Source organism: Planctomycetia bacterium (assembly GCA_016795155.1).
Classification (GTDB): domain Bacteria; phylum Planctomycetota; class Planctomycetia; order Gemmatales; family HRBIN36; genus JAEUIE01.
The window spans coordinates 41,693-65,010 of the sequence record JAEUIE010000057.1; the positions used below are offsets into that span (position 1 = coordinate 41,693).

The window sequence follows — 23,318 nt, forward strand, 5'->3', positions numbered from 1 at the left end:
GCGGGCGTCCATCAGTTGCACCATCCGATCTTCTGCCAGCTCCTCATCTCCGGTGGCCAGGATGGTGAGCCGCCGTAACTCTTCCGGACTGGTGATGACTTCCGTGGCCAGAGTCTTTTCCGCCCTTACCGAGTCAAGATTCAGGAGCAGGGCCGCACGCTGCCAGGGCTTCAGCTCGAAGGGGTTGATTCCTGGGAAGTTGAAGGCAATGCGGGCGGCCCACCGAGTTTTTTTCGGATAGCGTCCACACGGTCAAAGATGTAGTCCATGACCTTGACCACGACAGCCAGGCTGGGGGGCGTATCCAGATGCAGCAGGTCTTTCAGCCAGATTGCTATGGCTAAGTTTGCCTTATTCTGATCGTTGCCCGCTTCCTTGATGATGTCGCAGAGTTTGTTGTTGGCTTCAAAGGCGTCAAGCCTGACGGTATTCCCTGCCAGGCTGATCTCAAAGAAGCCCGGATCGTCCCCGATCTCCAGCCGTTCCATAGAGTGTTGCTCCCGTCTTGGAAGGCTACAGAATAATGGAAAAGGCTGGTTAGTCTGAAAAATGGCCGCTAAACTGGTGCCATCGGGAAGCCGGAGTAATTAACCGGCTCGCCTGTCCGTGGTGGGCGGCTTTACTCCCCACCTATCACGGGCGGGCATCACCCGTCAGGAGTAAAGCCGATGGTGCAAGTCTCACTGCCGCTATGGTTCGTTTCAGTTCATGATGGTAATAAGAATCCTTTAGATTTGCAGTTGACCAGACAGATTGTCACGCCGACCACACGAGTTGGGCATGGGATTTGTGCTCCCATGTTCTCTTCCGAGAGGGCTGCAAAGATGTTTGCTGGTAGAATTGGATGCAAACATTATGATCTTGTCGAGGTCAGAACATATGTACATCTACGCCAAGTCGCTTTGGAATTTCGGGGAATGGGTGCTACGCGGGTTAGCTTCGATCCCGAAGAACAAGGAGCCGAGAGCACAGACATTGAAGATGTCTTCGATGCCATCGAAGAATGCCTGTGAATCATGCGGGTTGCTACTCACCAAAGGGAAACTATGCAACATCAATGGGAAAGAGGTACTTTGTCTGCCGACTGAACGTGATGAAGGGCATCATAAGTGGGAGGTGGACTTGCATCGCCTCGAAAATATGCGGCAAGCACATCTTCAAAAAATGCTGGCATCCCAAACCCCCACCCGATAACATCGAATTATTCTGGGGGGTTGAATCCATGATCGAATTTGCGTGCTGGGGTTGCGGGAAGTCCCTGAAGGCCAAGCCGGAGCTGGCGGGAAGGAAGTGTAAATGTTCAAAATGCAGCCGTGATAACACCATCCCCAAAGCACCAGTGGTTGTTGATTACCAAGAACAGCCACCGCCAGTAGTGAGTCCACCTGTACCTGCCATCATTCAACAGCCGGAAAGAAAGATTACAGTTCCGCCTATTGGATCAGTCTTTTGCTTCAAATGTGGATCAATTATCTTTCAGGAAGCCGAGATATGCCCCCACTGCGGTGTTAGGCAACACAACGTCAAAAAGAAGAAGAATCCAAGCGGAATTCTCTTCTTCTTCCTGGTGGTATGCATTCTTGGAATGCTGTTTATTCACACCTTTGGCTTTGGCATTTTAGCAGCAATAGTCACTGTGTTTATGGTGATCGACATGACCTCTTAAACCTGTCCATGCCGTGAAACAGGCGGCCTGATTGGTGCTACTGGGCGAAGTTCGACGACGTACTTGAAACGCCATTCGGCATAGTAGATAGGCGTTCCCACGCCCAGGTTCGCCATAGTCTTAGTTCGGAAAAAGCAACCATCTGCAATTGTTGAGACTTCTTTCACCTGTAACCCGTTCCATGAAACAATCTTGGGGCGGGGAATCGGGAACCAGGCACGCATCGCTTCCCCTGCAATGTAGATGATCAACGTGGAAGGCGCTCTGTATTGCACCTGATCGGTAAGTTCTGCTGGTTTTTCATCGGGCACATAGCCTTCGGCATAGAGATCGCCGGGTGATTGTTCGTAAGGGTTGTAAGGCTCCTCGATCAAACTGCTGGTGACAATAGCGTGGCTGTCTTCGTAAATTTCTATTTCAGGGTTGTAATAAAACCAACTAGCATCTACGTCAGGCGATGGCTGCAGGTCAGTGATGTCGCCGAGTTCAATTCCGAGATCACCACCAGTAAAGTCTGCATCCTGTTGAGGTGGTGGTACTAAACTATTCAAGCATAGATCAACAATTATTTCATTGGCAGGATCAAGTTGAAGGTTTGCCAGGCCGCGTGGTCGCAATACCTCTGGGACGCTGGAAACCCACAACTGCCAGGCAGCCGGTCCTTCATAGGGATAGTGCCACAAGCCAGCCTTCAGGAATCCGTCTTTTAGAACTTCTTCAAGGCTGCACACCTGCACATATGTCACCTCGAAGCCAACAGTGTTCATACCATAGATTTCAGGTTCTGACATGCGCAAGCTAAGAATGAAGCTCTGGCTGTCTTGCTTTGGTTTTTGCTGTTCAATTACCTCATCAGCACTCCCACCAATAAATGCCAACTTGGCTACTTGCATTCGATGTGCAACAAGCTCGTAGAACGCTGCCCACGCTGCTTCTGGTTTGTAGCTTGGTGATAAAACGTAGTTTGCCGTGATAGTACCATACCATGAAGCAAAGCCAGATTTTTCCGAGAACAGTTCGTGAGAAGCTGTAGCGGCTGTGCACCCGACAGGAAGAGCCCGACTTCCCATCTGCTCATCGACCACTGTAAAGTCGGTGCGTTTTTTGTCAAAGCTGTGGTCGTAATCCCTGGCCAGCCGTTTAAACATTTCAGGAACGGCGGGGATTACATCATCCAGGAACTGGTCCGAAACAACTATGTCATGGTCATCATAAACCTTGGGGATCGCAATGTGTCCCATGTAGGTTCGGGATGAGTAGCCATGCTCATTGATGCCGATTCTGAGTTTGTAGTTGAATGTCATCAGTACGCCGTAAATGCTGAACGCCGCACAATTGCTCGGCACACACACTTCGACGGTCCAGGAGCATTGGGCCGCCCGGTTGCCCCCCAGCGGCTTAAAACTGAAATTAGTGGGGACAGGCCCGCCGTTCACATCGGTGAAGGTGCCGCCGTCGTTAATGCTCCAATCAGCTCCAAAACCTCTGTTCTGGTACACAAACGGCTGCCCCCGCTGCATAAGCACGGTGCGGATCGAAGCCATCGCGGAATCAATGTTGTTGCCGAGGTCAGCTACCACTTTCCATTGCAGTGTGACCCGGTGTCGAACGTAGAGCACTGTGCGGTTAGCTTCATCCATAACAGGATCGCACTCAAACCCAGTGGTTTCGACTGATGTTGGGAAAGTGTAGCTCCCGTACTCAGGCGGGTTCGGATCGGTGAGAAATGGCATAATTAACCCCCCGGCATGGCGGCGTTGTCCATGCCGCGAGCTTTTACCATTGGTATCTTCAACTGGCCTTGAGGGTTGGCCTGCCAGTTCACGCGCTGTGCTCGAAATTCAGGACGTAAAGGGATGTCACCAGCAGCAACACGGCCTGGAGCTTGCTTTCCTGCTGCAGCTTCCAACTGTTTAAATTCATCAACAGCCTTGTCGAACTTTCCCTTCAGTTCATCAATGGGGTTGCCTGGTAAACGTTTCTCAAGCCAATCAAGCAGTTTTCCTATTGCTAAGTCCACTTTAGACAAAACAAGGCCCATTTTTTCACTAAAGGTGCCGAACTTCATTTGTTCTCGCTGAACTGATCGCCTTTCTTTTTCTAAAGCAGAACGCTGGGCCCCCTGTTCCTTGGCTAGCTCAATCATGAAGCGAATATCTTTTGCATTTTCCTCTGCTTGGGCTTTTGCTAGTGTTCCTGAAAATGGTGTCAGCCGTTGCGTGACAGCGCGAAAATCAGCCGAATTTTGTTTGATTGCATTAGCAACCTGCCCGATAGCAGTACCTATTGCGTTCGTGACAGGATGTGCAGACATTGCGTTCTGCGCAAGGCCGACAGCGTTTCCCCGCATCGCGTTGGATGCCACATTCCCGGCATACTCTATCCCTTGACCTGTTCTTTTCTGTTGCTCCGCCTGTGCCTCCTCCCTCGCCACATCCTCCGGGCTCACCCCCCGTTTCGTCGCTTCAATCTGCAGCCTGGTCTGTTCCCTGATCCGCTCCATTTCCAAGTATCGTTGTGCCAGTACCACGGGATTTGTATCGTCGGCTTCGCGCTGCTTTCGGGCTTGTTCCTGGCGTTCTTTCTCGGCTGCAGCTTCCCGTTCACGGCGTTGGCGGAGTTCATCACGGGCTAACCAGTCTTCATCCCGTTCCTGGCGTTCCTCGTCGCGGAGCCGCTGCATGCGCTGCTTCTCGGCTTCCGCTTCCTGCTCTTTCTGCTGGCGGAGCTGGTCGCGGTAATACCAGTCTTCGTCACGGGCCTGCATCTCCTCAGCCCGGATGCGTTGCCGGTTTCTTTCCTCTTCCTGGCGTTCCTGTTGCTTGCGGATTTGTTCTTTGCGTGCTTCGTTCTCGGCTTCCCACTTGTCGAGCTTGGCCTGGTGGTCTTCTTCCTCGATCTTGCTGATGCCGACTCCACGCTTGATGGCACGATAGGCCATGTCGGACATTTCCGCCTGGCGTTCGCGTTCGATGCGTTGCCGGGCAGCGGCGAAAGCGGCGGTGGTTTCATCGACTTCCTGCTGGGAACGTTTGCCACGTGGCGTAGATTGTCCGCTGCCAGTCTGTTCGTCCTGGCCGTCGAGCACCAGACGGTAGACTAATTCATCAGCCATGAGATTCCGTTAGGCCTGAACGAAGTGCTTGTACCCTGTGGCGTCGTAAGGTAACAGCACGAACCGGATAGGCACCTTACGGAGCGTAGGCCCGTAGAGGAGCCGGATCGGGTTATTGGGTGCTGGCAGGGCATAGGTGGCCGTGATCGACGCCGGGGCGGACGCTGCCGTGGTGCCAGCAATCGCGGTAAGCACCAGAGGCTTGGCGTAGCTGTCACCCATCATCAACCCGGAAGTCAGAAAGACTCCCCAGGTGCCGTAAGGCCAGGCGGCGCCGATGGAGCCTGCCTTGTATTCCTTGCAGATGAGCTGGGCGAAGGCATCGCTGCCACGGCTCACGAAATCAATGGTGGCATCACCCCAGCCATCCGTCTGGTTGACGGCTTCCGCCAGGGGGATGAGTTCGACGGATGGATCGCTGGAGCCGTTGGATTCCAGGTAACCCAAAGCCACGCTGTTAAATGTCACCGAATAGCGCCCAGCTACCAGGGTGAGTCCTTGAGGTTGTGCCATGGGTTAATTATCCTTCAGGGGTGTCAGAAGGGGCCGGAGCCGGGGGGATCGTCGGCGGGCTCGGCTCCGGCCCTGGGGTGGAATCATCGTTATCGGTGACACTGGAAGGCATCACCAGGCCGCCACTCTGGTAAAACCGCCGCATTTCTTCTTTGGCCATCAGGTCCTTGTACTCTTTGGTGCGCTTGCAGGCGGGGTTGGTGACGGCCAGGACTTCAGTGGTGCAGCCTTCCAGAATGCCGTCGAACGTCTTTTTCTGGTGGTCGCCTGCACAGTAATAGCGGCCTTCGCGTCCGTGAATCGGGCCGTTGGGGTCTTTCACCAAAAGGTAGATTTTCGAGAGGGGGATCAGTTGTGTATTGCCACACAGTGGGCAGTGCACGGGGGTTTTTTGACTGGGCACCTTATCGGTCACGAAGTCGTGAGGTTGTCCGTTGTGGTTCGATGCGCAGCGTAACAGTAATTCCATGGCAGCCCGTCTCCCTCTCTGGCAACAGGGGACAGTATGACGGGAGGGGTCGATATTCCCAAAACTTGACGATAAAATGGGGGTGCCTAAGCTAGTGCGGGGTTTATGCAGAAACATCAGCGGCTGGTGCACCCTGTCGGTCTGCCAACTTTACTTCCCACGGGTCGGGTGCGGGTAAGGCTGCTGGCAGCTCGTCAGGACGTTGGGGCGGCTCTTTTCAATCCTGAAGATCACAACATCACACCTGAGCACCTGAGCCGTAAACCATTCACCACGCCAGAACGTTTTCTGGTTCTGGGCACGGTGGCCTGGGATGAAATCTATGGTGAGCTGACGTTTAACATAGTCGATGGCTGTTTGGCCAGAACTACGGAGGGGTGGCCTGTGATCCTGAAACTGTCCAAGACGGTGTTTTTCAACGTCACCAGCGGTACGGTGATGGAATTCGACGCCAGCCGCGAAGATGTGACGATACACCAGAACGGCTCCATCAAGGGACCGCCGGCCACGCGACTCTACCGGATGCTGGATGAACTCGTCATCCGTGATCGGCAAAAGTGGCGTCGGATGTTCCCGCCTGATCCTGATACGCGGGATAGTGAAAACAGAACCCTGTGCAATCGTTGCCAGGGTTCGTGCATTGTCAGAGTGGGGGATAGGGAAATAGAATGCCGCGACTGCGAAGGGTCTGGGATGAAGATCTAACTCACCTCTCCAATCCCCTGAGCAAACAACGTCTCCTGAATGCGACGCGCCCCGGTAAAGCGAATAACTTTGATCCAGCCGCAATCGGTGTGACCTGCATCGATGTGACCATGGAACCAGGCTGGCCCCACTTCTTTGGCAATGTCCGTTCCTGCGTATCGCAGCGGTTCGACGAATCCCTGTTTGGCGTAGCCTTCGGCTGGTACTTCCAGCTCGTCCAGGGCGTTGGCTGCATTGATCACCCGATGGTCGTAGGTATCGCGGTGGATCAGTGCCGCGATCTGGTCGCACCGTGATTCCAGGCTGGGGAATGGCCCGTAGAGTTCTTTCTGCACGTGCCGGTCCCAGGGTGTGCCTCGCAGCCGAATGGTGACGGTGACATTGACGGAAAATATCTCGTTGAATGCGGCATAGTCAACTTCTCCGCCTATGCTGCTGCCTTCGTGGACGGTGACAAAGCAGGGCCCGCAATTCGGCGGCGGTTGACCGTTGGGTGGTCCCAGCTCGCACTGGTTGATGGGATAAGCCAGGCCGGTAGGCTTCTCAGCTCGAATGAAATTGCGGACGGCTAACAGCAGGGCGTGCATACTCATGGCTAATTCCGTGGCTCGGGTCGAAACAAGATTTTATCCAGCAGGTTGGTTTCACCGGAAATATCCAGCACCACCACCTTTTCCGCGTTTTCTCTGGCGGGGCACGTCTCAACGTAGACGTGCTGTTCCTCTTTATTCCAGTGGTTGTGAGCACGGGTGAAGTGGCACTTGATTTGCGGTTGCTGACGGTTGCCCACCACGAACCACTGCTGGATGCCCTGATCAATCCAGACGTGTTCAAGGCTTATCTGGGTACCGTTGACGACGGCTACCAGTGCTCGGGAGTTTTCTGCAGTGAGCTTTTCCCGCACGCTGACCTGGTTGGAGCTGTTCAGGGTGATGATGGCGTTATCTGCTTTACCCAATCCACTGGCATCCAGATTGTTAAACGTCCAATTGGCAGATTGATTTCCTTCGATCACCACCGGGTGATAGGCGGCCATCTGGAGATCGGTGAAGACTGGCTCGCTGCAGGAATGGTCACCGCGAACCGTGGTATTGCGTGAATCTGCCAGGCACCCGACGCCGTAGGCTTCCTGAACGTGGCCGCTGTTTGGGTTGTACAGATCGATGCGGATGCGTTCGCCGCGAAAGTGCATGGCACCATCGCCCACGGTGTCGATGAAATCAATACCAGCGCAGGCTGTTGCCGATCGCATCCAGCACCCCACCAGGCGGGTACGCTGGTTGCCTTCCAGCCAGATCGGGCCGTTGTGCAGGGCTTTCAATATCCACTGCGCCCCATTGCGGGCACTGATCGTGCGGTAAAAGTTGTTCTGGTTGTAAGGCACGACGATGGGGGACGTGGCTATCTGGTGGTCGGTGACCTCGATGTGCCCGAAAAGTTCTCCCTGGCTGGCCTCGATGTCGAGCTGAAGCTGGCAGAGTTCGGAGCGGCCACCGCCTGTAGGCTCTTGACCGTCACTATCGTCACCCTGAATCGTGAAGCTATTGCAGCTCAGCGGCCACAGGGGAGAGAGGTTAGGGGCGAGAAGCCGTTTCCACGGCTTGGTGCTCGATTCCTGTACGTACAAATATCGCCCGTGGTACCCGTTACGTGGTGGATTGTTGCAGGCAATCCTTACCTCGAGCCGCTCATCCTGGGCGGCTGGTTCGATGTCGATCACCGGGCTGCATTCGGTTTCACCCTCGTCACAAGCCCATGACCACTTGGCACGAAAGCCGTGCTTCGGTGGATACATGACCTTCACCTGCAGGGGAAGTGCCGGGGCCGGGATCTTGCTGCCCTTGAGCCAGTAGCTGTTTGCCCACGTGGGCCACTCGTCAGCCAGCCAGACCAGGTGCCCGCGATGCTGGTAGCTACTCCAGCCGGTGAATGGCAGGTAGGGCGTGGCGACGTTCTTTTGTGTCTGGCAGTATTGCTGGCCGCCCATGATCTTCCAGGAGCGGCTGCCCTTGGCTTTCCACCACACGCAAAAGCAAACGGCTGGGTGAAAGCGTTCGGTGAAGATGGGGCGGACGATAGCCCACCAGTGACGGTCGAACGTGAAAGACACCGGGGGCGACATGGCTGAATGCCGGTTGTCCTTATCGACGTAGGTATAGGCAATCTCGTAAGTGCCCAGGGGAGCGGGTGCGATCGTGCCACTGCCGACGGTGGCCAGGGTGGGGGCAACGGTGGGGCCGGGGAGCTGAATCATTTAATCACTTCAAGGGGGAACTGACCTGTTCGCAGCTCTGGGTCGGCATTCCCGTCGTCGCAGTAGATTTCAGCGGTGTAGATGCCTGTGGCGGGGAATACGCCCGCGGTGCCGTCGAGCATCAGAGAGGTGGAATCGCCTGGGACTGCCTCGAGCGCGTATTCTTCCAGGTCACCCTCGTCGCCGTCGGGTGGAATGAGTGTCAGGTAGATCGCGTTAAAATCGGCGATTTCGATGCCAGCCGCAGCCCATCGGCTCAGTATACCTTCAAACGTTAGTCGCAGATCGTTCTGTTTCCAGACAATGGGTCCGCCTTCAATGCTAAGCTGCATGGGTTCTCACTCTCCCAGGGACAACCCATTTATAACTATTTCGGGCCGTAACTCTAAACCGCCGATGGTGATGCGTGGCGTGAGAGACAGGCCTTGAACGGTGACCACTGGCGTCAGGGACAGGCCACGGATGATGATGGGAAGGTTGACTTGAATCTGAAAGGATACATTAGGGGCGTAGGTGGTTATCACCAGGTTGGCGGTAGCTGGTGTGATGGTCTTGGGGTTACTGATCGCTGGTGCATAGCCCGTTGTGACCAGGTTGGCGGTGCCAGGTGTCACTGTTCTGGGTGTCTGAACCGTGGGGGGATAAGTTGTGATGGTGAAGTTGGCGGTGCCAGGTGTTACTGTGCGCGGTGTCTGCACGGTGGGCGGCATACCCGTAATCACCAGCGCCAGGGTGCTCGGCGTGACGGTGCGGGGCGTCTGTATCGTTGGGGCATAGGGAGTTATCACCAGGCTGGCGGTGGAGGGGGTCACCGTCAGCGACGACTGCACAGTCGGGGCGTATGGCGTCAGGGTCAGCGTGGCGGTTGTCGGGGTGACTGTTCTCGGAGTTTGAACGGTGGGAGCGTTGGGGGTGAGCGTGAGCGTTGCCGTCGTGGGCGTGACGGTTCGCGGGGTCTGGATCGTCGGAGCGAGGAAACTGAGCGTGAGGGATGCGGTTGTGGGGGTGACAGGCGAACCACCACTCGGCTTGCTCGGAATCCATAGCCGCCTTCGCCGGAAAGTGTAGCGGCGTCTAGCGACTATGTGCGGCATTATTCTTCCTCAACCCAGAGTGTTCCGCAGAAGGTTACATCGTCTGCCACTGTCGAAATCAATCGGACTACCAACGCTGCCGCTTGCCGTGCTGTTGGTGCAAAATCCTTATCTGGATACCAGACTTCAAACGGGCTTTGCCTCAGGTTCCATGCCATTGATTCAATGACAGTTGATGTGGTACTGGACGATGATACCGTCGCACCATTTATCTCTGCCGCGAAACCCGCCGCCACATTAACGCCTGCATCAACAGGTACAGGAGTGACTGACGAGCCGTTAGAACTGGTAACTGTTGCGGCGTGATGGATAATCTGAACCTCAACCGATTCCTCAGCAGCGTCCCCCACTTCAGAAGTCTGGCCTAGCCGAATGCCCCGAATGCGAACGGGCTTATCGTCTGCCGGTGTGATTTCCCACAAGTCGGCATTGCCGCCTGCGTTCGTCACGGTTCCCGCCACAAATGGCACAGTGTAAATTCTTCCCATTATCGAGGTCTCCAGAAATATGTTCGGCGTTGGAATGGTGGAGGAGCCTTGCCAGGCAATTCCTCAGCCCCGTAAGTGATGTAAGTCGCCGGAGCGTTTTGAATCGTGTACTCAGTGGTCAACCAGTTAGAGTCACGCCGCAAGGTACAGATGCGAAATTCTTCCAGCCTACCGACGAAATAGTTGGTTCGTTCGGCACCAAACGAAAGCGTTGATGTCGCAGCACCTGCGTCAAGACCGGCTGACATGGCGTAGGTAGTGCTTCCAGCCGTGCCATTTTTGAAGCCCGTCAATGCGTTACTGCCATCAAAACTGAAAGCCCAATAGTTCCAGGTGTTTGTGCTACCTGTGAGGTTGAACGAGCCGCCTATCTGCGTATCAGTCTGACGAACCACGAACCCTTGAAACGCTGTGCCATTAAATCGCATCAGGTATTTGGCGGTGGTAGTGGTTCCATCCCAATTGCCGCTCATACCGTAGTTGGTAGCCGCAGTCAGCGTTGTAGGGTAAGCCCAGCATGAAACGGTGATAGCCGAGAAACTGGAGATATTCACACCGCTGGCCATCGTTACCGCAGCCGCACTTGGCACTATAGCTTTGTGAATCTTACCATCAATCTGTGATGGATTAAGCGTGCCTACGCTTGGCTCGGTCAGCGTCGGCGTGAAGCTGCCACCAGTACCCGCTACATGGTCAAGTCTCAGCGAATTGGTTCGCAATGACCGGCCATGAATCACCAGCGTGTAATCAGAGAAACAGTTGACAGCATCTTCACCATCACTCGCTGCGCTGTTCCCGTAGTACATGTATATTTCAGTATCGGTACTGTTGGTAATCGTGGGGACTTTCACCCACGCAACTAGCTTCCCCTGCCCAGGTGTGCTAGGGTATGTTCGCAGGCAGGTGTTGTAGTCCGTGAAACTGGTGTACGTCCCGCACCACCAAGCTAACTTGTAATCCGTATCGCCGCTACGAACGTATCGAGGTCGAGCGTTGACCACGCCGGAGGGTGAGCCCGTTGTTATTTCTGTACTGGCAGACCAACTCGCCCCACTGTCAGCAGTCGTATACAGACGAATATCCCAGCCGCCGCTACTGTTCTTGCGGCTTACCGCACATTCATTAACGTTGGACGGATTGATAGCGATACCACCACTGTATTCAGCTTCTCCGGAGTACAGGTAATGCGGAACTGAAGTTCCACCGTCGGCAACGCTAATTGACGTTACTGATTGCCACGAAGAACCATTCCACCGCGATTGCCGATAAGTATGCGTATCTCTCGTCGTGCTAGTCGTGGTATAGGTCGTAAAGGCTGCAACAGGATAGCCACTGCCATCAATTGCAATGTCGTTACCCCATGCCCTTGTGCTTGAACCATCCCAGACCTGCGTTGCCGCAGATGGAGCGAAAGCGGGAGTCAGTGTTGAGCCAGCAGAGTTGTAGTATGTAACTGTGCCGCCAGTGGACGAATGGTAAAAGTGATAAAGGCTATTGGCTACTTCGTTCGGCTGACCTGTGGAGATTAGAAAGTCAATTCGCGTCGTACCATTCTGAACGGCATGGAAATACGGCCTCTCAGTTGAGTTGTCAACAATCTCAGTTCGGCTTCCCCATGTAGCCCCATCATCAGTAGATACAAGCCTGAAAAGTGAACGATTCGTGGAGGCATCGCCACTCTTCGCTTCCATGTAGTACAGGTAAATCCTGTCGCCATCACCCGACAACTGGAAGATAGCCGGATAATTGTAGCCGGTTGCCCCCGACGCCGCATTGACTCGACTCGCCCATGATGCTGCACTGCCCGCACTGGACGATGTTCGTGAATAAAGCGTTGTACCGTTGTGCAGACAGTAGCTCACCAACAGTTTGCCGCTGGCCAGAATCTTAATGCACGGCTGGCTATGGTCATCACTATTAACAGCGTAATCAATGTAGTAAGGTGTTGCTGTGCCGGTTGCATGGTCGTATTCGACCACCCCTACATCACCAGCCGCATTAACAAAAGTTGTCCATGTCTTATCGTAAGTGGAACTGTACTCGGCAACATGGCCACCAAACCAAGTCCATATGCCGTTTTCATGTAAATGCGGGTTAAATTCTACGCGGTCATAATCTAACTCAGTCGTGCCGTCACTGCTGGTAAATCGCAAGTCTCTGCCATCCCATACCGTCTTATCTCTCAGGCTGGTGTCGCCTGAGATAAGAATGGGAATCGGCATGTTGGAATGCGAGCTACCCGTCACCGCTGCGTTATCGAGCGTGATTTTCTTACGATACAGCCAGCTTGAGTTGAACCAACCCACTACTTAACCTCAAAGACTTTAAGAAACGCATCCGTGTGGTCTATTGTCGATTCCAGCAGGTAGAGCAGTTTGCCATCAGGAGACAACTCTTGCCCGCGAACCGTGCCGCCCTGCCATTGCTTCCAACCCTTGTGTTCATGGGTCACAGGGTCGTAGCGATGCAGGTAAGTGATAGTGCTTGCTGCGAAAGTCGAGTTCTGCCTTGCATAGTTCAGGTCGCCCACGCCGGTCTGCACCCAGAAATACACTCCGGATGAGTGACGGAACCCGCCGCCCCAGATGCGGTCACATGCCCATCGGCCAAACAAGCCGGTCGTGTCAGTAATGGGAAACGGAGCTTTCACGCCGTTGGCATCGCGGGGAGTGAGGCATACCCACGAATCTTTCCCATCGAACGGCCAGTAGTTTGGTTCGCGGGGAGTTTTCTTTTCCCAGACGTTGTCTTGCGTGTTGTGGATTAAAACTGTCCCATCCTGCTTCGCAAGATTCGGCCCGTAGCCCCAGCCTTGGCCACTTTCATACCCGCCGCCGCCGAGTTCCAAAGAGGCCAGTCCTTTGACGAATCCGGCAAACTTCTGACGCTGAACAGGAAATACTTTCGTCTCACCATCGCTGGCATACCAAGTGGTTACTGCTGGCTGCTCTTCCGGCTTGGTTGCGTAGCCATGCCTTGGGCTGCACCACAACTTGCCATCAAAGAACGCCAACCCGTAGCCATAGCCAACGAATACACCTGCAGAGTTCTTCCACCAGCCAGGCAGGATTTGGCTTGTCAACACCCTTGGCCATTGAAGCGGGTCGCTACCAACGCCCTGAGTAGGCAACTGATACTCATTGACCTCGTGTCGCTGCCCATGCCCTACCATGTAGAGTTTGCGTGCCGCATGGTCGATTGCAATTGCACCACGGGCATAATCGCCGTCAATTCGCCAGCCGCCTTTGAGTTCAAGCGTGAGTTCGGTAGCAGGTGGAGGGGGAGGAGGTGGCGGGGGTGGAGGGGGAGGTGGAGGCGGGGGAGGAGCAGGTGTTTCCAACGCTGCCACCCTTGCCGCCAGTTGTGCAATCGACGCTTCAATCGCATCGAGGCGATTCTTGTGCAATATGATGCTAGCTTCCAGTGCCGCGACTTTCAACTTCTCAGCATTTAGTTCAGCCTGCAATGCCTGGCTGACTGCCTTCTGCGCCGCCATGTCCGTTTCAAGCGTGGCAACTTTTGCTTTCTGTGCCATCAGTTCAGCAGCAAGGTTATCGGCCTTCTGCTTGTTGGCGGCGATGTCGGCCTGCATCGACTCCAGAACCCCCTGTGAGAACACGGGGGCAGCGAGCACTAGAACCAGCAGTAATACACTCAGACGTTTCATGGTCAGTCCTTTTTGGGGAAGTTGTCCAGGTCGGCCTGCAGCGTTGCGGGGTTGCAGCCGCCCTGGATGAAGCGGGATTCGAGAGCGGCCCGCAGTTTGTCGTCAACCTTGAAGCCCCGTTTGTCGAGTTCAGCGGCGACAGTCACGCGGGCAAACTCTTCGCGCACAGCACCGAGGAAAGCGTGCAAGAGTGCATCTTCGAAGCTGACGCTGAGGCCGTAGGCTTTCAGATCGGTGATAACACCGTCCCAGTCGGGCGGATTGCCATAGGGGCCGCGATCCTCAACAGGGATCACCTTTTTCAAGAGTACGCGGGCCTGCACCGTGTGCTTGCCGCCTTCGCATTCGACCTCATAGCCTTGCTCTTTGAGCATTTCCGCGGCTTTGGTGGCGTTCTCTTTGCACACCTTGATGATCTTGGAGAACGGGCCAGCCTCAGCCTGGGCCAGTTTCATCATCTGTTCCTTGTTCGCAGTTCGCATAATCCCCTCGTTGAATTAAGCCAGTGTAAAGACGCCGGAAGCGTGAATGGCCACGGTGAGCGGGTTGCCATTGGGTGCCGTCACGTCGGCGGGCGTGTTGTCCAGCAGGCAATAGCATAACACCTTGCCGCTCACTTCGTAGATCACAGCGAACCGTGCCACGATGTCACCGCCTGATGCATTCCATACTGGATCAGATGACAGATCTACCGTAACCGTGGTGGTGCCTGCTAGTGTCGGTGATACTGCAGCGCCGCCTGTGGTGTAGCCGTTGGCATTGGCGTGCTCGTTGGTCAGACCAGCGTAAGTGGTAGAGCCTGCACCAAGATTGGACGTAGACAAAAACAACGCCATCTTGAACGTGTCGGAATCAATGTCAAAATCACCATTTAGAAGGCTGGTGCGGCCAGTATTAGTGAACGTCCATGCTCCTGCTGCCATGTGCCACTCCTAAGCAAGCAGCCTGGGCAGAGCCTGGCTGAAGAAACTGCTGGTGATGTCGTCGAGTACTTCCCGCCAGGCCTGGGGAAAAGGCCTGGAGCCATCCCACAAAGGCCGCTTGGCGTGGAAGTGCGGGGCGTAACTGACCTTGATCGCTACCAGAACTGCCCCGGGCTCCTGGCGGACTTCGCAATCCGGGGCGGAACCGGTGGTGAGCGCTGCAGCCATGCCGTTCAGCATCCGTCCGGAGCTGCGACCGATCTCGACCTGGGTGTTGCCGTAGGTGTCGAGAATGGTCTGGCCTCCAGCGGCTTTGACTACCTGCCAGGCATAGGCGGCGGCGTGGCCAGAAGGGTCCGCTTCGCCGGCGTTCTGGAATTGGTGGAACTGTCGAGCATAGACTCGCCGCCAGAGGGCGTCCTGGTCCTTGGACAAGAGAGGCCGTCCCGGCCTCCCCTCGGCGGCGGCCTGCTTCCGCTTTTCGTTGAGCCCCGGGTGGGGGCGGCTGTAAGCGATGGTTTCTTTTTTGAGCGGTGCCCATTGGATGCCAGCTTCGTCGGTCCCACCTTTGGCTTTCGTCAGATAGGCCTGGTAGAACACGGACAGCAGCCCGGTACCCAGTCTGAGCTTGAACCCTTGAAGCATGCCCGTCGGGTCGCTGGTACCGCGCAGTGCCAGAACCAGCAGGCTGAGTGCCTGTCTGATTTGATCCGGGGTTTTGCGGGTGTGCAGCGTGTTCATGCTAGTACGGGTAGAATTCCGCTCCTCGGTCGATGCGTTGGGGGTGATCGGGCGTCGTGTCATCGCTTTCGGGGCGGATGACACGCTGTTTGCCGTATCGGTAATTGCGATCAATGCGAATATTGGTGTGGCTTGGCAGGCTGGACACCCTGGGGGCGGCGTCGGGCAGCTCGGCTTCGCCGTCGCGGATTTCCTTCATGAGGGCTTCCGCCTCGGCACATTCAGCCGCCAGGCCAGCGGGGACCGGGTTGCCTCGTCTCCCCATAAGCCAGCAGCAGGCCTTCACCACTGCCCATTCGCAGGCGATGGGGGATAAAGCCAGCTCCTCGGCGGTGTACTTGCTGAGCAAATACAGGTTGACGCGGTTGGTGCCGTGGTAGCGGGCCTGGTTGATTCGTGGTGCGGAGTTGGTGTCCTCGATGCCGTCTGCATTTTCATCCAGTGCACCCTGCACACTGTACGCGGAGAGCTTGGCTTCCATGTCGGAGCGTGCACAGTACAGGATGGTGGGGACAGCAGCGGCCATGAGTTCCTTTCACAACAAGAGCCGGAGCCATCACTGGTTCCGGCTCTCTCGTCATTGCCCATGAGCTGGGCAGCTTTTAGTAGACGACTGTGCCCCAGGCTGATGCGTTGGGCACCAGGTTCATCGGGATACAGTTCATGAGGTAGTAGAGCTTCACGCCGGATGGGTCGCTCTTGTGTTCCCACCAGGTGCTGAAGGCATCCTTGAACATCGGGGGCTGGCCAGGCTGCTCAGCGATCTGCTCGCTGTAGTAGCCCAGTTTGAACACGTCGTTGGTATCGGTGCAGAAGAATGCGTTGGCGTCCGGAATCTTCTGAACGGCGGTACCAGCCACGGTGATCCATTCGTCGTTGATGATGAACTCAACGCCAGGCAGAGTTTTCAAGGTGGCCTTGGCGGTAGCTCGGCGGATGCCATCGGCCATCTTTTCTTCGTTGACCTCGTACGAGTTGTACGGGCTGGTGGCGGTACCAGCAGCGGTTCGCACTTCGGTGTTGTTGATGATGTTCATCCAGCCTTTGCTGTTGACCATCACCTTGCGAAGTGGTCGCCCACACAGTTTGACGAAGGCCGCACTGATGGCATGTAGATCAGCCAGGATTGGGGCCGCCAGATTGTCCCAACTGGTGGCTACGATGTCGCCGCTACCGAGCATGTCCAGCTTGAGCTTGTTACCGGCTGGCATCTGGAAATTGATGCGGATGGGGTTCGTGCCAGCGGTGAAGCTCAGCTTGTAGGCATCCGGAGCCCCGGTGGGTTCCAGGTACAGGCTGTCACGCATCATGCCCAGAGTCATGATTTCCAGGCTATTGAGCGTTCGTAAGCCCAGGGTGTTTGCCTGGTTGCTCACGTAAGTGGCTCCGCCTTTGTCGAGAACATTGGCGGCCTGGCCGATGGAACGCCGCTGGTTCATTTCGTCGTACTTGAACAGCATGGCGGGATGGAAGCGGGCAACGCGGTAAGCCACCTGGCCGACAACTTGCGGTGCCACCAGTTCAGCGGGTGCACCTGGTCCCACCACATTCACGCCGTCCTGGGGACGGTCGAAGATGTCATAGAGGCCAGCTCGCGCCGGCAGCTCCACGCTGTTAGGTGTGGACAGGTTGGAATCCCGCGTGCCATCTTCGTCGTTGTTCACGACGTATTTGGGGGTCAGCCCCAGTTCCTCGGTGCAGGTGAGGTACTGGACGCGGTTGCGGCTGATCTTCCCCAGCACCACACTGGGCCGCAGGATGTCGTCGATAGTTACAGTCGTTGGCATGGGTCGATCCTTCGGGGAAAATCAGTCGTTCCAGGTTAAATGAAACCAGCTCAACCCAGTGGATTAGGCTGGGGTTACAGTGTTTGGACCATGAGCGATGGCAATCCACGCTGTGCCAGCGTTGTTGGCGATCACCTCGACACAGGCTCCGACCTTATTGCCGGCTGTGGAGAAGGTGAGCGTGGTGGCTGCAATATCGTTGAAGCCGATAATGGTGTCGGCAGCGCCAGTGATGACCATGTTCTGGTTCACCGCGTTGAAGAATTTGAACCGCAATCCCACGGCCAGGGTGGGGAGGGTGAAGTTGACAGCACCACCTGCACCTTCCGTGGTGAACAGCGTGTTATTGTCTGCCGCCGTCACGGTGTAGTCAGCGGTCTTGGCGACCACCTTGGTGAACGGCACGGTGTAGCTGACCAGGTCGTCATCCAGCATGAAGCGGGGGAACATGTGCCGACGCAGGTAAGCCGTCAGGCTGACCAACTGAGCTGCACGGAGCGGGCCGGAGAAGATGACCGGGACAAATTTGCTTTCTGCTGAACCACTGCCGGGATTCAGCATGTTCACGTCCTGGGCCAGCACTGCAACAGGGAACTGGCTGCCATCTGTAGCGCTGGGCAGACATGCTATGTGGAGGTTGCTGGCGGTAATCTTGCCGAGCACCAGACCCTTGCGGAGGGTGGTGGTAGGCGTGTTGCCCGCGTCCACGCAGGCAGAACTCAGGGTGACGCGGCCAAAGATCCATGGCCAGTTGCCGGTTCCGCCCCAGCCAAGCTCTTTTTCGGCGGTCTGGAAGATGTCAGTTCCGCCTGTCGGAAGTCCCTGTGCGAAATCGTGCATGGCTAATCATCCTTCAATGGTCTGGGGTGGCTGAATCCTGCAGGATGGGGCTTAGTCGATGCCCCATTCCTTTCTTTGTTTTTCCACAGCTTCGTCGCGGGCTTTCTTGGCCTCGGCGGCGGCGGTTGTCGGATTGGGCACGTCCGTCAGTTCGGTATCCGTGGCCAGTTCGTGTGGCTTGGGCAGGTTGCGTTCCGCGAACGTGAGCAACCGGTGCAGGTGAGTGTCAATCACCTTGCCATCGTCGGGGTTGACGGAAAGTTCCAGCTTGGGCACCTGGCCCAAAAAGTCCTTGTAATCGTCATCACTCAGGCCCCGTTTCTTCAGGGCTTCGATGCGGGCCTTGAGGCCTTCGCGGGTGCTGGCGTCCAGGTTGCGGGCAGCCTGGCCGGCCCAGCCTTTTTCCTTGATGGCCGTGCTGAGCATCATGCCGGATGCGGTGCCGTTGGCGGGGTTGGGTGCGTCCACAAGCTCATCCTCCTGGGCGGGCCCGGCAATCACGCACGCAGCTGCATGCAGGAGTTCCAGGGCTTCTTCTGCTGAGCCGGGCACCTTATCGGGCAACCCAATTTTCAGCTTCTCGCCAATTTCCTTGAATAGCTCCGACACGGGCTTACTGGTGGACGGCTTTTCTTTTTCCTTCTCCGTGGCCTCCGGTGTGTCGGTGGCTTCCGGTTCGGTTTGTTTTTTTTCGTCGTCCATATCAGTGCCCAAGTGTTTTGGCTTGCGGGGTTCAGTAGAACCATTCGCGTCGATAGCACCAAACCAGGTGGATGTACTGAGCAGCACGGGCTGAGCTGCAGGCTGAAAACCTTCCTGCCCCATGGCGACGGGCAGGGGGCATAAGGCGACGTGGATCAGAGCATCCTTGTGCAGTTCGCCCTGGCCGTCAGTCCAGTCAAAAAACCCTGCGGACACTTCACTGATCGCGGCTTCTTTTTTCTGGCCATCCACTTCCACGTCGTGAATCAGGTTGCCGTTTTCCACACGCTTAACAGCCGGAATCTCGGCTTCCATGTACACCTTGTCCTCGACACGTACGAGATCAAGGAGATCTCCGGCCTTGTATTTACTCTGGTGAAAACGCTGCTCATCCTGGCGGGCATGGGGATCGAGAGGCAGTGCCTGCGAGTTATGGCCCCAGGCCACGGGCACCTTGACGCCTTTTTCCTTGAGCTGGCGAAACTGTGCAATGCGCTGGTCGATGAATTCCGGCGTGGCATTCAGCACGCCGTTTTTGGTGTGGTGCTTGCCGATTCGCAGTAATTCTTTGCGGACTCGCATGGGCGACACTCGCTGGCTTTGGTTTCATCCGTGGCAATCACGATAATTGAGCCGCTGGTATCACTCCAAAACGAGGCGGGGAAATGGCACTGAATTACACCAATCTGTTCACCGACATCGGGGCCATCATCGCTGAAATTAACAGCTATCAGACCATGGCCGGAACCACACTCCCTGGTGATCGTGACACTCTCGAGGCAGACTTGGCGGGGTTTCTGGTGTGCACCAGCCGCTTGAAGCCGCTCTACGATGCCATGCAGAAACACTTCATCAGCCTGAGACAAGGGCTGGCCCAGATCGCCACGCTGCGGCTGCAGGACAAGGAAACGGTGCTCGACGAGCTGAGCTTGATCAGTAACGACACGACGGGCCTGCTGCGTGCCCTGTATCGCCAGATGGGCTTGGATTCTGAATCCGTGGATAGATCCACTGTCACTCTTGGCAGTGCCACCTATGCCGGCGCCAACAATGGCAACGGCAAAGTGTTTACTTCCAAGGTGCTCGATGGCTACAGCTCACCGGGCAATGGAATGCCGGCTTGCCAGCATTACAACGGCGCCGACAGCGAACTGTGCGTGCCCTCGGAAACCATCACCATGGTCTGCACGGCTGACAGCGAAATGGATGGTCGGCAGGAAGGTTCGGAATCATGGACGATCCAGGGCGGGCCATCTTTCCCCAAACTCGGCTGGCAGGATGAAGGCAGCGGAAGTGGCACGTTCTCAACGTTCAACAACCAGGGCAGCCTGGTGAATAATAAAGATTTTGAAACCTGGAGCACCAATACGCCGACAGGTTGGACCTTGACCACGGGAGCGGCTGGGGTGACGAAAGAGTCCACCACTATTTTCCGTGGCACCTATGCCCTGAAGTTCGCCGGCAATGCGTCGCTATTACTCGATTTGAACCAGGCTGTCAGCCCGTCGCGTCTGAAGGCCCGGCAACGTTACATGCTCTCTCTGGCGGTGAAAGCCAGTGGTGTGCCGGCGGCGGGCAACCTGGTGGTGAAATTTACTGGCACCGGCTACACGGCTGCCAGTTCGGAAAAGATAGATATAGCTGCAGGATCGATGCCCACCAGTTGGACGCTATACAACTGCTTTATCAACCTGCCGTCGGTGCTTCCGTCCGACTGGAAGCTGTCGATTACTGTCACCGGGCCCCTGAGCAACGGAACCAACCTGTTCCTGGACAGCATCTGTTTCGCTCCCGTCCGCTGGCACGGCGGGTTCAACTTTGGGCTGGTGTCTGGTAGCAGCCCCTGGCTCCGGGGTGACCGGATCACCTTCACCGTTGCTAATGACGCCGCTGGCACCTTCCAGGAGTTTTTCCGCCGGTGGTTCGGGTTTCAGCTCGTCAGTGCTGGGGGTGGCGGGGAGACGATCGACGATGCCCTGGCCGCTTAACTCTGGTGGCCAGGCCACGGTGAAGTCCTTCCCGTTTGCTGGGTCAATTCCCACATAGAGCTTTCTGGGTGTCTGGAGTTCTTTCCACAACTCCACCTCTTCCGGACTGGCGAACCGCTCGATGCCCTTCTGCTTCCCGCTGGTGTAGATCACCCACCACTGGTGGTATTTGCCTCGCGCTTCCAGCTTGAATTCCAGCATGATTTACCCCGTGGTGGCCATGATTGAGCCGAATTGCTCGCTTAAATCCAGAACATTGTAAGCCAGGGTGTCCACCTGGTCTGTGTAGACATCCAGTGTATCGTCGCCGGTGAACATTTCCAATTCCGAGAACCAGCCCTCCAGCCAGGGTGGGCCGGGATCTCGCGGGACAAAGATCTCTGCCTGGCTTGCTTTGGTGATCGATGGGGTGGCACGTGTCAGCTTGGATTTCCCCTTCGGCTCGACTTCCTTGATCACGCACATGTTGGGATACTTCGTGCGGTCGCGGGCTTCGTTCACCAGGGCCATCTGGAAGCCGTTCGACTCGAAACCGGCGTACATCGGATTCCATCGCTGGGACAACTGGTAAAGCCGGGGGATAATCCCTTCGACGGGCAGCTTTTCCAGCACCACGTCCAGGATAAACAGGCGGCTTTTGGAGTCCTGGGCTGTGACCAGGAAACAGGTGTTTTTCGACTGTTTCTTGGCACGGTTCGCGGGGTCCACCCAGATCGTGATCGTCAACCCAGCCTTGTAAACCAGGTTGTCAGCTCCGAAGTATCCTTCGCCGGCGATCAGCGCGTCCCCAATGTCGTTGTACCGTGGGAACCAGTCGCGGTTGTAGCGGCCCTGGCCGTGTACCGTCATATCCCCTTCTTCGAGCTGCATACGGGTGACCGGGTCCAGCTCAGCCAGGGAGAGCTTGTAATCTGCGATGTCACCGTGGGGGTTGTCCTGCATGCGCGCGGGGATGAACGCCCGGCCCTGGTTCCACCACACCTGCGAGAAATAGCGGTTGCGGTCTTTACGCTGGCACTCCAGGGCCTCGGCACTGCAGTATCGATACTTCACCCAGGCACCGAGCTGGTCCACTGGTGGATTGAACGCAATGCGAATGCGGCTGGGGATGTGCTGGTCAGCTTTCAGGCGGCGTAAGCGGCTGATGAGGTAGATCGCGGGCTGGCTGGGTGTCAGGTGGCCTTCATCCGTGCCAATGAAGTGGTACTCGGCTGAGTTGTGGGCCAGGGCGTCCGCCATATTGCTGCCCTGGGCAAACTTGATCTTGGCACCAGAATAGAACTCGAACTGGTGCTGCTGGGCGTTCCATTTCACCCCGGGCTTGCCTTGCCACCACTTCAAAGCTCGATCGAGAATAGCATTCGGCTTTTTCATGTCTTCCAGCGTCTTCCGGAAGATCAATGCCGCGTAATTGGGGATGTCGTGGTACATCACTGCGGCTGCCAGCATCGCCTGGGTTTTGCCACCGAATGCCGCTCCACCATATCCCACTTCGCGCACGTCATTGTGCAGTAGAAACAGGGCTTGGCGAGGGCTGGGCTTAAACGGGATGTACGGGTTCTGCAGGACTCTCTGGTGAAACGTCTGCAGCACTCTGGCCAGCGATTGATTTTCTGTACAGTTCGAGGCTGGCGAAGTAGGGGGCGAGATCGGCTGGGTCGGGCCGGGGTGTATCATCAGGCTTTTCTTCAGTAGGCTCTGGAAGCACTGCTGGCACCTGGGAAGGCTTACTCATTTCCCGCACTACCCCCAGCAGTTTCAGCCTCTGATCTTGCCATTTTCGCTTCTCTACACTGAAACGCGGGTCCGGTGCGGAGGTCACCACCTCGTCAGATTTCTGTTTATTCTTGCCACGTCCTGCTGATACCGTTCGCTCAGTCAACTGCTTGCGTGACTCCTCATAGGCCAGGCAGGCTTCCTTGTAGGCGCTGTCGGCAATCATCAGCTCACGGACCAGTCGGTCCTCATAGAAATCCACCGCTTCCTGGCGGTAGTATTCGATCACGGTCTTGATGTCAGCCTGTACTGTTTTGTAGCTGACTCCCCAGCCTCTTTTCCCCTTCGGGTCCGCCTTCTCGAGTTCCTTTAATCTTTGCGAAATCGCCCGGGTGGATAACTGCTGGTGGTACAGCATGGCTACGTGGGCCTGCCGCTCACTGAGCTGGAGTTGTTTACGCGGCGAAACGATCATCGTGGGAAGTTACCTTGGGGAACGCTCAACAGTTTAGCAATTTATTCAGATTACGGCGTAAATCTGGTGCTAATGTGCCCAGGGAATCGTACTCCAACCCAGGGGCAGAGGGGAAATATGATCACTACTGAACAGCCATCCACCGAAATTGGGAGTAGTCGACTACCCCTTTCTA

General features: G+C 56.1%; 25 protein-coding genes. 4 read left to right on the forward strand and 21 right to left on the reverse strand.

Annotated elements, in window-relative coordinates; genetic code table 11:
- Positions 1-170: 170 nt before the first annotated feature.
- Positions 171-488 (reverse strand): hypothetical protein, encoded by a 318-nt coding sequence (locus JNJ77_20040; GenBank protein ID MBL8824888.1) that lies wholly within the window; start codon positions 486-488, stop codon positions 171-173.
- A 180-nt stretch (positions 489-668) separates the two neighbouring features.
- On the opposite strand from JNJ77_20040, the gene JNJ77_20045 reads away from it, so the two are divergent.
- Both JNJ77_20045 and JNJ77_20050 read left to right on the forward strand, forming a co-directional pair.
- Positions 669-1,013, forward strand: coding sequence for a hypothetical protein (locus JNJ77_20045; protein MBL8824889.1), 345 nt, complete (start codon positions 669-671; stop codon positions 1,011-1,013).
- Complete coding sequence (locus JNJ77_20050) at positions 1,004-1,666, forward strand: hypothetical protein (protein MBL8824890.1); 663 nt, start codon at positions 1,004-1,006, stop codon at positions 1,664-1,666. Before JNJ77_20045 ends, JNJ77_20050 begins: the two co-directional genes overlap by 10 nt.
- On the opposite strand, the gene JNJ77_20055 is transcribed toward JNJ77_20050, so the two are convergent.
- The 4 genes from JNJ77_20055 to JNJ77_20070 are packed head-to-tail and all read right to left on the reverse strand — an operon-like array spanning position 1,663 to position 5,676.
- Positions 1,663-3,399: a hypothetical protein gene (locus JNJ77_20055; protein MBL8824891.1), complete on the reverse strand. Its 1,737-nt coding sequence runs from the start codon at positions 3,397-3,399 to the stop codon at positions 1,663-1,665. The genes JNJ77_20050 and JNJ77_20055 overlap by 4 nt on opposite strands.
- 2 nt (positions 3,400-3,401) lie before the next feature.
- On the reverse strand, positions 3,402-4,781 hold the full coding sequence (locus JNJ77_20060) for a hypothetical protein (protein MBL8824892.1): 1,380 nt from the start codon (positions 4,779-4,781) through the stop codon (positions 3,402-3,404).
- A 9-nt stretch (positions 4,782-4,790) separates the two neighbouring features.
- Positions 4,791-5,294 (reverse strand): hypothetical protein, encoded by a 504-nt coding sequence (locus tag JNJ77_20065; GenBank protein ID MBL8824893.1) that lies wholly within the window; start codon positions 5,292-5,294, stop codon positions 4,791-4,793.
- A gap of 7 nt (positions 5,295-5,301) precedes the next feature.
- Positions 5,302-5,676, reverse strand: a complete 375-nt coding sequence (locus JNJ77_20070; GenBank protein ID MBL8824894.1) for a hypothetical protein — start codon at positions 5,674-5,676, stop codon at positions 5,302-5,304.
- 192 nt (positions 5,677-5,868) lie between these two features.
- Between JNJ77_20070 and JNJ77_20075 the strand changes: the two genes are divergently transcribed.
- Entirely contained in the window at positions 5,869-6,468 is a 600-nt protein-coding gene (locus JNJ77_20075) for a hypothetical protein (GenBank protein ID MBL8824895.1), read from the forward strand.
- On the opposite strand, the gene JNJ77_20080 is transcribed toward JNJ77_20075, so the two are convergent.
- The 14 genes from JNJ77_20080 to JNJ77_20145 form a co-directional block, all read right to left on the reverse strand.
- On the reverse strand, positions 6,465-7,061 hold the full coding sequence (locus JNJ77_20080; GenBank protein ID MBL8824896.1) for a hypothetical protein: 597 nt from the start codon (positions 7,059-7,061) through the stop codon (positions 6,465-6,467). The genes JNJ77_20075 and JNJ77_20080 overlap by 4 nt on opposite strands.
- Before the next feature lie 2 nt (positions 7,062-7,063).
- Positions 7,064-8,722: a hypothetical protein gene (locus JNJ77_20085; GenBank protein ID MBL8824897.1), complete on the reverse strand. Its 1,659-nt coding sequence runs from the start codon at positions 8,720-8,722 to the stop codon at positions 7,064-7,066.
- Complete coding sequence (locus tag JNJ77_20090; GenBank protein MBL8824898.1) at positions 8,719-9,054, reverse strand: hypothetical protein; 336 nt, start codon at positions 9,052-9,054, stop codon at positions 8,719-8,721. The genes JNJ77_20085 and JNJ77_20090 overlap by 4 nt, the downstream gene beginning before the upstream one ends.
- Positions 9,055-9,060: 6 nt before the next feature.
- Positions 9,061-9,816 carry a hypothetical protein gene (locus JNJ77_20095; GenBank protein ID MBL8824899.1) on the reverse strand — a complete coding sequence of 252 codons (756 nt, stop codon included), beginning with the start codon at positions 9,814-9,816 and terminating at the stop codon, positions 9,061-9,063.
- Positions 9,816-10,304, reverse strand: coding sequence for a hypothetical protein (locus tag JNJ77_20100; GenBank protein MBL8824900.1), 489 nt, complete (start codon positions 10,302-10,304; stop codon positions 9,816-9,818). The genes JNJ77_20095 and JNJ77_20100 overlap by 1 nt, the downstream gene beginning before the upstream one ends.
- Entirely contained in the window at positions 10,304-12,610 is a 2,307-nt protein-coding gene (locus JNJ77_20105; protein MBL8824901.1) for a DUF2341 domain-containing protein, read from the reverse strand. The genes JNJ77_20100 and JNJ77_20105 overlap by 1 nt, the downstream gene beginning before the upstream one ends.
- Positions 12,610-13,971, reverse strand: coding sequence for a hypothetical protein (locus JNJ77_20110; GenBank protein ID MBL8824902.1), 1,362 nt, complete (start codon positions 13,969-13,971; stop codon positions 12,610-12,612). The genes JNJ77_20105 and JNJ77_20110 overlap by 1 nt, the downstream gene beginning before the upstream one ends.
- Before the next feature lie 2 nt (positions 13,972-13,973).
- Positions 13,974-14,453 (reverse strand): hypothetical protein, encoded by a 480-nt coding sequence (locus tag JNJ77_20115; protein MBL8824903.1) that lies wholly within the window; start codon positions 14,451-14,453, stop codon positions 13,974-13,976.
- A 15-nt stretch (positions 14,454-14,468) separates the two neighbouring features.
- Complete coding sequence (locus tag JNJ77_20120) at positions 14,469-14,894, reverse strand: hypothetical protein (GenBank protein ID MBL8824904.1); 426 nt, start codon at positions 14,892-14,894, stop codon at positions 14,469-14,471.
- A 9-nt stretch (positions 14,895-14,903) separates the two neighbouring features.
- On the reverse strand, positions 14,904-15,635 hold the full coding sequence (locus JNJ77_20125; GenBank protein ID MBL8824905.1) for a hypothetical protein: 732 nt from the start codon (positions 15,633-15,635) through the stop codon (positions 14,904-14,906).
- 1 nt (position 15,636) lies between these two features.
- The gene (locus tag JNJ77_20130) at positions 15,637-16,161 is read right to left on the reverse strand and encodes a hypothetical protein (protein ID MBL8824906.1); all 525 of its coding nucleotides are present in this window, start codon (positions 16,159-16,161) and stop codon (positions 15,637-15,639) included.
- Between the two features lie 76 nt (positions 16,162-16,237).
- Positions 16,238-17,422 carry a major capsid protein gene (locus JNJ77_20135; protein MBL8824907.1) on the reverse strand — a complete coding sequence of 395 codons (1,185 nt, stop codon included), beginning with the start codon at positions 17,420-17,422 and terminating at the stop codon, positions 16,238-16,240.
- Positions 17,423-17,485: 63 nt separating this feature from the next.
- The gene (locus tag JNJ77_20140; GenBank protein ID MBL8824908.1) at positions 17,486-18,262 is read right to left on the reverse strand and encodes a head decoration protein; all 777 of its coding nucleotides are present in this window, start codon (positions 18,260-18,262) and stop codon (positions 17,486-17,488) included.
- Between the two features lie 51 nt (positions 18,263-18,313).
- Positions 18,314-19,546, reverse strand: coding sequence for a hypothetical protein (locus tag JNJ77_20145; protein MBL8824909.1), 1,233 nt, complete (start codon positions 19,544-19,546; stop codon positions 18,314-18,316).
- 83 nt (positions 19,547-19,629) lie between these two features.
- Here JNJ77_20145 and JNJ77_20150 point away from each other — a divergent pair, with 83 nt between their 5' ends.
- The gene (locus tag JNJ77_20150) at positions 19,630-20,952 is read left to right on the forward strand and encodes a hypothetical protein (GenBank protein MBL8824910.1); all 1,323 of its coding nucleotides are present in this window, start codon (positions 19,630-19,632) and stop codon (positions 20,950-20,952) included.
- 204 nt (positions 20,953-21,156) lie between these two features.
- Here the strand turns inward: JNJ77_20150 and JNJ77_20155 are convergent, their stop codons facing one another.
- Both JNJ77_20155 and JNJ77_20160 read right to left on the reverse strand, forming a co-directional pair.
- Entirely contained in the window at positions 21,157-22,545 is a 1,389-nt protein-coding gene (locus tag JNJ77_20155) for a hypothetical protein (GenBank protein MBL8824911.1), read from the reverse strand.
- Positions 22,493-23,143, reverse strand: a complete 651-nt coding sequence (locus tag JNJ77_20160) for a hypothetical protein (protein ID MBL8824912.1) — start codon at positions 23,141-23,143, stop codon at positions 22,493-22,495. The genes JNJ77_20155 and JNJ77_20160 overlap by 53 nt, the downstream gene beginning before the upstream one ends.
- Between the last annotated feature and the right edge of the window lie 175 nt (positions 23,144-23,318).

Excerpts from the sequence above, each read along its gene's own strand:
- JNJ77_20040 (MBL8824888.1), bottom strand. The coding sequence starts at position 488 with ATGGAACGGCTGGAGATCGGGGACGATCCGGGCTTCTTTGAGATCAGC.
- JNJ77_20045 (MBL8824889.1), top strand. The coding sequence starts at position 669 with ATGGTGCAAGTCTCACTGCCGCTATGGTTCGTTTCAGTTCATGATGGT.
- JNJ77_20050 (MBL8824890.1), top strand. The coding sequence starts at position 1,004 with ATGCCTGTGAATCATGCGGGTTGCTACTCACCAAAGGGAAACTATGCA.
- JNJ77_20055 (MBL8824891.1), bottom strand. The coding sequence starts at position 3,399 with ATGCCATTTCTCACCGATCCGAACCCGCCTGAGTACGGGAGCTACACT.
- JNJ77_20060 (MBL8824892.1), bottom strand. The coding sequence starts at position 4,781 with ATGGCTGATGAATTAGTCTACCGTCTGGTGCTCGACGGCCAGGACGAA.
- JNJ77_20065 (MBL8824893.1), bottom strand. The coding sequence starts at position 5,294 with ATGGCACAACCTCAAGGACTCACCCTGGTAGCTGGGCGCTATTCGGTG.
- JNJ77_20075 (MBL8824895.1), top strand. The coding sequence starts at position 5,869 with ATGCAGAAACATCAGCGGCTGGTGCACCCTGTCGGTCTGCCAACTTTA.
- JNJ77_20080 (MBL8824896.1), bottom strand. The coding sequence starts at position 7,061 with ATGAGTATGCACGCCCTGCTGTTAGCCGTCCGCAATTTCATTCGAGCT.
- JNJ77_20085 (MBL8824897.1), bottom strand. The coding sequence starts at position 8,722 with ATGATTCAGCTCCCCGGCCCCACCGTTGCCCCCACCCTGGCCACCGTC.
- JNJ77_20090 (MBL8824898.1), bottom strand. The coding sequence starts at position 9,054 with ATGCAGCTTAGCATTGAAGGCGGACCCATTGTCTGGAAACAGAACGAT.
- JNJ77_20095 (MBL8824899.1), bottom strand. The coding sequence starts at position 9,816 with ATGCCGCACATAGTCGCTAGACGCCGCTACACTTTCCGGCGAAGGCGG.
- JNJ77_20100 (MBL8824900.1), bottom strand. The coding sequence starts at position 10,304 with ATGGGAAGAATTTACACTGTGCCATTTGTGGCGGGAACCGTGACGAAC.
- JNJ77_20110 (MBL8824902.1), bottom strand. The coding sequence starts at position 13,971 with ATGAAACGTCTGAGTGTATTACTGCTGGTTCTAGTGCTCGCTGCCCCC.
- JNJ77_20115 (MBL8824903.1), bottom strand. The coding sequence starts at position 14,453 with ATGCGAACTGCGAACAAGGAACAGATGATGAAACTGGCCCAGGCTGAG.
- JNJ77_20120 (MBL8824904.1), bottom strand. The coding sequence starts at position 14,894 with ATGGCAGCAGGAGCATGGACGTTCACTAATACTGGCCGCACCAGCCTT.
- JNJ77_20125 (MBL8824905.1), bottom strand. The coding sequence starts at position 15,635 with ATGAACACGCTGCACACCCGCAAAACCCCGGATCAAATCAGACAGGCA.
- JNJ77_20130 (MBL8824906.1), bottom strand. The coding sequence starts at position 16,161 with ATGGCCGCTGCTGTCCCCACCATCCTGTACTGTGCACGCTCCGACATG.
- JNJ77_20135 (MBL8824907.1), bottom strand. The coding sequence starts at position 17,422 with ATGCCAACGACTGTAACTATCGACGACATCCTGCGGCCCAGTGTGGTG.
- JNJ77_20140 (MBL8824908.1), bottom strand. The coding sequence starts at position 18,262 with ATGCACGATTTCGCACAGGGACTTCCGACAGGCGGAACTGACATCTTC.
- JNJ77_20145 (MBL8824909.1), bottom strand. The coding sequence starts at position 19,546 with ATGCGAGTCCGCAAAGAATTACTGCGAATCGGCAAGCACCACACCAAA.
- JNJ77_20150 (MBL8824910.1), top strand. The coding sequence starts at position 19,630 with ATGGCACTGAATTACACCAATCTGTTCACCGACATCGGGGCCATCATC.
- JNJ77_20160 (MBL8824912.1), bottom strand. The coding sequence starts at position 23,143 with ATGATCGTTTCGCCGCGTAAACAACTCCAGCTCAGTGAGCGGCAGGCC.